The organism is Neisseria mucosa, assembly GCF_003044445.1.
Taxonomy (GTDB): Bacteria; Pseudomonadota; Gammaproteobacteria; order Burkholderiales; family Neisseriaceae; genus Neisseria; species Neisseria mucosa_A.
In genome coordinates, this window is the sequence record NZ_POWX01000002.1 from 203,104 (window position 1) to 210,403 (window position 7,300).

Sequence of the window (7,300 nt, forward strand, 5' to 3'; positions counted from 1 at the left end):
TTATATAAGGTCGTCTGAAAAAACTTCAAGCATATAAAAGCCGATGTAATAAACATATTCCGAGATGCGCTATCGCAAATTGTTGATAAAAGGTAAGATACGCCGATACCATCCTGTTTTCAGACGACCTCCGATATGAAAAAAGACCACCTGAACACAACCGATTTCAACCTCTGGCATACCATCCGCGAAGAAACCGCAGCTGCAGCCGCAGCCGAACCTATGCTGGCGAGCTTTTTGCATCAAACCGTGTTGCGCCACGATTCGCTCGATTCTGTCCTTGCTTATCATCTTTCCAGCAAACTCGGCAGCCCGATTATGGACGTGCGCGCCTTGTTTGAAATTTACCAGCAGGCATTGGGCAGCGATGCGCGCATCAGCAACTGCGTCGAAGCCGATTTGAAAGCCATTTACGAACGCGACCCCGCGTGCGACGAATATTCGCTGCCGCTTCTGTATTTCAAAGGTTTCCACGCTATTCAGGCGCACCGCATCAACCATTGGCTTTACCAAAACGGCCGCAAAACGCTGGCGTATTTCCTGCAAAATCGTATGTCGGAAGTGTTCGGTGTTGATATTCATCCCGCCGCCCGTTTCGGTCACGGTCTGATGCTCGACCACGCCACCGGTTTCGTGGCGGGCGAGACCGCCGTGTTGGGCAACAATATTTCTATCTTGCACGGCGTAACGCTCGGTGGTTCAGGCAAGGAATGCGGAGACCGCCACCCGAAAATCGGCGACGGCGTGATGATCGGTGCGAACGCTTCGATATTGGGCAACATCCGCATCGGCGACAATTCCAAAATCGGCGCGGGCAGCGTGGTCGTTGCGGACGTACCGTCTTCGATTACCGTCGTCGGCGTACCTGCCAAACCGGTAGGACGCTCGGTCAAAACACCGGCGGCGGATATGGACCAAAGCTTACAGGGCGTGGCAATGGATTTTGTGATTTGAACCGAATTGCCCGATTAAGACCGCAGATACGAAAAGGTCGTCTGAAAACCTGATTGATAAGGTTTTCCGACGACCTTTTTCTATACGGCCGACACGCTTATTTTGCTTATAGTGGATTAACTTTAAACCAGTACGGCGTTGCCTCGCCTTGCCGTACTATCTGTACTGTCTGCGGCTTCGTCGCCTTGTCCTGATTTAAATTTAATCCACTATATTTTTTTGATACGACACCCGCTATTAACCGCCATTTCTCATAGGATTGAATCTAATTTTGAATTGAAGATTTCCGATGAATTCCCGCCTGAGCGGGAATAATGCACCAATAAATATGCTGTCTCTAAAAATCAGCTGGGCAGCCAGAGTCGGTATTGGATGTATAAGTCAGCGTTATTGCTCCGATACTGCATTCCGTTCGTTGCTGCGCAGGCGTTCCAAATGGTTTTTGACTTCCTGTATTTTTGCTTCGGTAAACAGGTTGGCGATATTTTTCCAAATGCTGTGATAACCGTAGGGGCCGTGCTGCATTTCGGCTTTTGCCTCTTCAATCTGCCAGCCTTGGTAAAGGATGCGGTACATTCCGGCAATCAGCCCCGTCCTGTCGGCACCGTGGTAGCAATGGATGAGGACTGCGCCGTTTTGTTGTTGTTTTTCAATCAGGTACAGGATTTCGGCGATGTCTTTAGGTTTGACATTCCACGACAACAGCGGGCGGTTGATGATGTTGATGCCGTATTGCTTGAGATAGTCGTCGTCATTGCGGTCGAAAAAGCGCAGATTGACGACGCTTTTGATATCCTGCTGTGAAATGGTTTCACCGTCCTCGGGAACAGGCTGTTCGCTGCGGTAGAGTTTGTCATCGATACGGTAAAGGTTGGCATCTTGCTTGACAGATACTGCCCAAAGTCGGGGATTCATGGTTCGTGTTTCTTGAGTGGACGAGGCTTGGCAGGCGGCAAGCAGGAAGGCTGAGAAGATAATCGGTATGGTTCGTTTCATCATCAAGGATAGATTAAAAAGGTGAAAAGGTCGTCTGAAAAGGAATCTGTTTTCAGACAACGTGTTTGATGTTTAAAAAACCGCGCTTTTATTCCCATACGTTCGCCCGCTCGACTTCTTTCCATGCTTCGAGAATCAGGCTGCCGTCGTTGTCTTTCAAAAGCGTCGCGTCGGAAAGCATACGCCGCCAAGTGCGGGCGTTTTTCAGACCGTGCATCAGCCCGAGGCTGTGGCGGACGATGTGGCGCAAGATTGTACCGCGTCCGGCTTGAATTTGTGCTTGGCTGTATGTGTAGAGGCGCTGCACCAAATCGGCGTACTCAATCGAGCTGCGGGTGTCGCCGTAAAACAGTCTGTCCCATCCGTGCATGACCATCGGGTTGTGGTACGCCTCGCGCCCAACCATTACGCCGTCAACGTGTTGCAGGTGTCCGGCGATTACTTCGTTGGTGGTGATGCCGCCGTTGATGATGATTTCCAGATCTGGAAATTCTTGTTTCAAGCGGTAAACGTAATCGTATTTCAACGGCGGAACGTCGCGGTTTTCTTTGGGGGAAAGCCCGTCCAACCATGCGTTGCGTGCGTGGACGATGAAGGTTTTGCAGGCGGTTTTGTCGCGCAGCGTGCCGACGAAATCGGCGACGGTTTGGTATTCGGTTTGTCTATCGACGCCGATGCGGTGTTTGACGGTAACGGGGATTTTGACCGCGTCCTGCATGGCGTTGAGGCAGTCGGCAACCAGCATGACTTCGTTCATCAGACACGCGCCGAACGAGCCTTTCTGCACGCGCGGACTGGGGCAGCCGCAGTTGAGGTTGACCTCGTTGTAGCCGTATTCTTCGGCGGCTTTGGCTGCTTTCGCCAAATCGGACGGGTCGCTGCCGCCCAGTTGCAGGGCGACGGGCTGCTCGCCTTCGTTGAACATCAAAAAGCGGTCTTTGTCGCCATAGACGATGGCGCCGGAATTGACCATTTCGCTGTAAAGCCATGTGTTGAGCGTAATCTGGCGGGCGAGGTAGCGGTAGTGCCGGTCTGTCCAGTCGAGCATAGGGGCGATGGAAAGGCGGCGGGGCGGGAGGTTGGTTTGCGGCATATGTAGTGTGTAAACAGTGTTTCAGACGACCTTTATTCTTGAAGGTCGTCTGAAAAGGAAACGGATTAAACGGATGGCGGGACGGCGGAAAACCGATGCGTCAGATTGGCTTTATAGCAAAGCTTAAGGTTGCTTTTGCTTTTCTCCGACGATTTTTTCAAATGTGCGGATTAAGCTTGAAGCGATAACCTCCTCGCTAAACTCTGCCAAACAATCTTGACGCAGTTTTTCATGATCGAAGCGTTCGCGATTTTCATACATCTCAATCAATGCATCGGTAAGCGCGGGGATATTTTCGGTCGGCACCAAAATACCGTTCTCGGGCGTAACGATGGATTGCGGACCGCCGCACATGGTGGCGATGACGGGCAATCCCTGAGACAACGCTTCAATAAACACGACCCCGAAGGTTTCCGTGCGGCTGGCAAGGACGAAAGCGTCGCTTTGGCGCATCAAATCCAATACTTCGTCCGTGGTGAGCGCACCGAGGAAGCTGACGGCATGCGTAATGCCCAACTCTTGTGCCAAACGGCGCAAATTGGCGGCTTCCACGCCGTCCCCGCCGATTTTCAATTTGAGGAAAGGATATTTTTCCAACGCTTTCGCAAAGGCCGGCAGCAGGAGGTCATGCCCTTTCAGATGGCGCAGATGCGAAACGGTACAGAAGGTGTAGTCTTGGTTTCCTTTATCGGGAAACGTGAAATCCCTTGCGAAATTGTCGCCCAGTACGTTGGGCAGGTATTCCCATTCCAAACCGTATTTTTCCTTCAGCAGGCGGCTGAAGTCGCGGCTGACGGCAAAACGCGCGGCGCTATGTTCGGCAGCGAGGCGCATGATCGGCCATTGGTGAGGCCGTATGAGGTTGCGGGTAATGGTGCTGCTGTGTTCGGTAATGACGTAGGGAATACCGTAAGTCTTATAAATTTCGTAGGCAAGGATACCCGCGTAGTTCATGGAATGTGCATGAACAATATCGGGGCGGCCGTTTTCACGCACATACCGCGCAAATGCCTTCATACCCGCGCGTACCCAGCGGATGCGGTCCAAATCGACAACAGGGAAACGGGGGAAAAAATACATACTGTCGTAAGCATAGGTATTCAAACCGCCCTGATTGTGTTTCCGAATGCCGTACGGACCGGTAAAAATGGATTTGGTATGGACGCGCAAATAGCGGAACATCGGCGCAATCACCCCGACTTTCAGACCTTTGCGCTGCAAGGCTTGGGCTTGAAGACGGAAAAAGATTCCGTCCACATCGGTTTCGGTTTTGGGATACCAAGAAGGAATAACGGCAACGTGCATGAAGAAACTTTCGTAATAATCAATTTGAGGTCGTCTGAAAAACCATTCGCCGTTTTCAGACGACCTTTTTAATAACCGGGTAAAACCTACTCCCCCGCCACGGTCATGCTCTCAATCAGCACCGAACCGATTTTGTTGGAAGAGCGGCGCAGCACATCGTTGGCGGTACCGACGATGCCGAGGTACATATCCTGCAAGCGGCCGGCGATGGTGATTTCTTGGACGGGGTGGCTGATGATGCCGTTTTCCACCCAAAAACCCGCTGCACCGCGCGAGTAGTCGCCCGTGATGGTGTTCACGCCCTGCCCCATCAGTTCGGTAACCAACAATCCCGTACCCATTTCTTTCAGTAAGTCGGACTGCGTTTCATGCGTATGGTTCAAATAAAGGTTGTGCGCGCCGCCGGCGTTGCCCGTGGTCTGCATACCGAGTTTTCTTGCGCTGTAACTGCTGAGGAAATAGCCTTCGACAATGCCGTTGCGGATAACGAAACGCGGCTGCGTGGCGACGCCTTCGGAGTCGAAATAGGTGCTGCCGAAGGCGCGGGGAATGTGCGGTTCTTCGCGCAGGCTGAGGAAATCGGGCAGAACTTTTCTGCCTATACTGTCGATCAGGAAGCTGCTTTGGCGGTAGAGCGCGCCGCCGCTGAGTGCGCCGACGAGGTGTCCGATAAGACCGCCTGCGACGGTGGTATCGAAGAGGACGGGATAGCTGCCCGTCGGGATGCTGCGGCTGTTCAGACGACGTAAGGTGCGTTCGGCTGCGGTTTTGCCGATTTGCTCGGGGCTGTCCATATCTTGATGGCGGCAGGCGGCATCGTACCAGTAGTCGCGCTGCATGCCGTTTTCGTCGGCGGCGACGATGCTGCACGAAATGCTGTGGCGCGTGCCTTGTTGGTGGGCGGTGAAGCCGTGGGTGTTGCCGTAAACGTATTGGTAATGTCCGGTCTGAACGCCTGCGCCTTCTGAGTTTTCGATGTGTTCATCCGCGCTCAGGGCGGCTTGTTCGCATTGTTTTGCCAACTCGATGGCAGCTTCCGTGCTTAAATCCCATTCGTGGTAACGGTCGAGGTCGCCGACGTGTTGCGCCATCAGTGAAGCATCTGCCAGACCTGCGCAATCGTCTTCGGCGGTGTAGCGGGCGATGTCGATGGCGGCTTTGACAGTGTCTTGCAGGGCTTTTTCGGAGAAATCGGCAGTGCTGGCGCGACCTTTGCGTTTGCCTACGTAAACGGTAATATCCAGCGATTTGTCCTGCTGGAACTCAATTTGTTCGATTTCGCCCAGCCGTACGCTGACGCTTTGTCCGATGGATTCGCTAAAGTCGGCTTCGGCAGCCGCCGCGCCCATGTTTTTTGCCAAATCCAAGGCGTGCCCGCATAAGCCGGTCAGCTCGGAGGCAGTGTGGTTAAACAGCATAAAAGGTTTCCTGACAGAGGTTTGCGGCATTTTAACCGTTTTCAGACGACCTCGGCAAAAATACCGCCGCCAAAGACAAAAGGTCGTCTGAAAACGCCGTTTCAACAGGGCGTTGACGTGAAACCTGCCCGAACGTGCTAAAATACCCGAAACAAAATTAAAGGTTTATCAAAATGTTTGAAAACGAAGACGAATGGGTCAGCAAAACCCAAATGAAAAAGCAGATGAACGATTTGCAGGCTTTGGGCATGGAGTTGACCAAACTCTCGACCGATACGCTGAAAAAAATCGGCTTGGACGAAGACTTGTACGAAGCCGTCGTTACCTACAAAAAAATCACGTCCAACGGCGCGCTCAAACGCCAAAGCCAATTCATCGGCAGGCTCATGCGCGACACCGACCCTGCGCCCATCGAAGCCTTCCTCGCCAAACTGCGCGGCGAAAATACCGCCCACAACGCCTTCTTGCAACGCGTCGAACAAGCCCGCACGCGCCTCTTGGCAGACGACAACGCGCTTACCCAATTCATGGTGGACTTCCCCCACGCCGACGCGGGCAAATTGCGCACCTTAATCCGCAACACGAAAAAAGAGCAGGAACAAAACAAACCGCCGAAAAACTTCCGAGCCCTCTTCCAAGAAATCAAATCCATCATGGAAGGCGGTCAGAGCGATTCGGAAGAAACGCAGGATTGGGAAGAATAAATATCGAGGTCGTCTGAAAACGGGTTGAGGTTTCAGACGACCTTTTTTCATATTTCCGGATAAACTTTATCATCAGCCTTTAAAAGTCGTCTGAAACCGCCGTTGCCGTCATTCCCTCGCAGGCGGGAATCCAGAACTCTGCATTGCGGAAATATCTCGAAAGCTGCTGCAACTTCAAACTTCCGAATTCCCACCCGTACGGAAATAACAACGGTAAGTTATAGCGGATTAAATTTAAATCAGGACAAGTCGACGAAGCCGCAGACATTACAAATAGTACGGAACCGATTCACTTGGTGCTTCAGCACCTTAGAGAATCGTTCTCTTTGAGCTAAGGCGAGACAACGCCGTACTGGTTTAAATTTAATCCACTATAACCATACGCACCTGACGGGAAAACAATATCTGCCCTGCTTATTTTAATTTACAGAAAAAGGTGAACTGCACCCCAAAAGTTGGACATCCCCTCCAACTCACAAGGTGCAGTTTTTTTATGAGCAAATATACATTACACTTCAAATACCAAGCCGTACTCCACTACCTGCACATACGCAGCCAACAGCGTACCGCAGATCATTACGGCATTTCCCGAACCCACCTGCGACGGTGGATACGCGCCTATCAAGAAGGCGGCATCGGCGCACTCGAACATCCCCAATCCAAAACCATGACCGACCACCGCAAAAACCCCTTTATCGCCGATAAACCCGACCACGAAAAAACACAGGCAGAGCTTATCGAAGAGTTGTGCTATATGCGCGCAAAGGTTGCCTATCTAAAGGAGTTAAAAGCCCTCAGCCAAAAGCGGACCGAAAAGGACAAAGCCAAAC

The 7,300-nt window shown here is 52.0% G+C and carries 7 protein-coding genes; 3 read left to right on the top strand and 4 right to left on the bottom strand.

Going from position 1 to position 7,300, the window contains the following annotated elements; genetic code table 11:
- Positions 1 to 135: 135 nt before the first annotated feature.
- A complete protein-coding gene (gene cysE, locus DBY90_RS02205; protein ID WP_019270423.1) occupies positions 136 to 954 on the top strand; it encodes a serine O-acetyltransferase in 819 nt (272 codons plus the stop codon).
- A 387-nt stretch (positions 955 to 1,341) separates the two neighbouring features.
- Here cysE and DBY90_RS02210 read toward each other — a convergent pair whose 3' ends face one another.
- The 4 genes from DBY90_RS02210 to pmbA form a co-directional block, all read right to left on the bottom strand.
- The gene (locus tag DBY90_RS02210) at positions 1,342 to 1,953 is read right to left on the bottom strand and encodes a phosphatase domain-containing putative toxin (RefSeq protein WP_199904688.1); all 612 of its coding nucleotides are present in this window, start codon (positions 1,951 to 1,953) and stop codon (positions 1,342 to 1,344) included.
- A gap of 85 nt (positions 1,954 to 2,038) precedes the next feature.
- A complete protein-coding gene (dusA, locus tag DBY90_RS02215) occupies positions 2,039 to 3,043 on the bottom strand; it encodes a tRNA dihydrouridine(20/20a) synthase DusA (RefSeq protein ID WP_083286780.1) in 1,005 nt (334 codons plus the stop codon).
- A 123-nt stretch (positions 3,044 to 3,166) separates the two neighbouring features.
- Complete coding sequence (locus DBY90_RS02220) at positions 3,167 to 4,348, bottom strand: glycosyltransferase (protein ID WP_070493627.1); 1,182 nt, start codon at positions 4,346 to 4,348, stop codon at positions 3,167 to 3,169.
- An 86-nt stretch (positions 4,349 to 4,434) separates the two neighbouring features.
- Complete coding sequence (gene pmbA / locus DBY90_RS02225) at positions 4,435 to 5,766, bottom strand: metalloprotease PmbA (protein ID WP_070493624.1); 1,332 nt, start codon at positions 5,764 to 5,766, stop codon at positions 4,435 to 4,437.
- A 173-nt stretch (positions 5,767 to 5,939) separates the two neighbouring features.
- On the opposite strand from pmbA, the gene yjgA reads away from it, so the two are divergent.
- Both yjgA and DBY90_RS02240 read left to right on the top strand, forming a co-directional pair.
- On the top strand, positions 5,940 to 6,470 hold the full coding sequence (yjgA, locus tag DBY90_RS02230; protein ID WP_070493621.1) for a ribosome biogenesis factor YjgA: 531 nt from the start codon (positions 5,940 to 5,942) through the stop codon (positions 6,468 to 6,470).
- Positions 6,471 to 6,963: 493 nt separating this feature from the next.
- The coding region (locus DBY90_RS02240; RefSeq protein ID WP_234405087.1) for a helix-turn-helix domain-containing protein at positions 6,964 to 7,300 on the top strand (337 nt) is incomplete at its 3' end.

Bases quoted from the DNA above. Each gene is read 5' to 3' on its own strand.
- cysE (WP_019270423.1), top strand. From the start codon at position 136: ATGAAAAAAGACCACCTGAACACAACCGATTTCAACCTCTGGCATACC.
- DBY90_RS02210 (WP_199904688.1), bottom strand. From the start codon at position 1,953: ATGATGAAACGAACCATACCGATTATCTTCTCAGCCTTCCTGCTTGCC.
- dusA (WP_083286780.1), bottom strand. From the start codon at position 3,043: ATGCCGCAAACCAACCTCCCGCCCCGCCGCCTTTCCATCGCCCCTATG.
- DBY90_RS02220 (WP_070493627.1), bottom strand. From the start codon at position 4,348: ATGCACGTTGCCGTTATTCCTTCTTGGTATCCCAAAACCGAAACCGAT.
- pmbA (WP_070493624.1), bottom strand. From the start codon at position 5,766: ATGCTGTTTAACCACACTGCCTCCGAGCTGACCGGCTTATGCGGGCAC.
- yjgA (WP_070493621.1), top strand. From the start codon at position 5,940: ATGTTTGAAAACGAAGACGAATGGGTCAGCAAAACCCAAATGAAAAAG.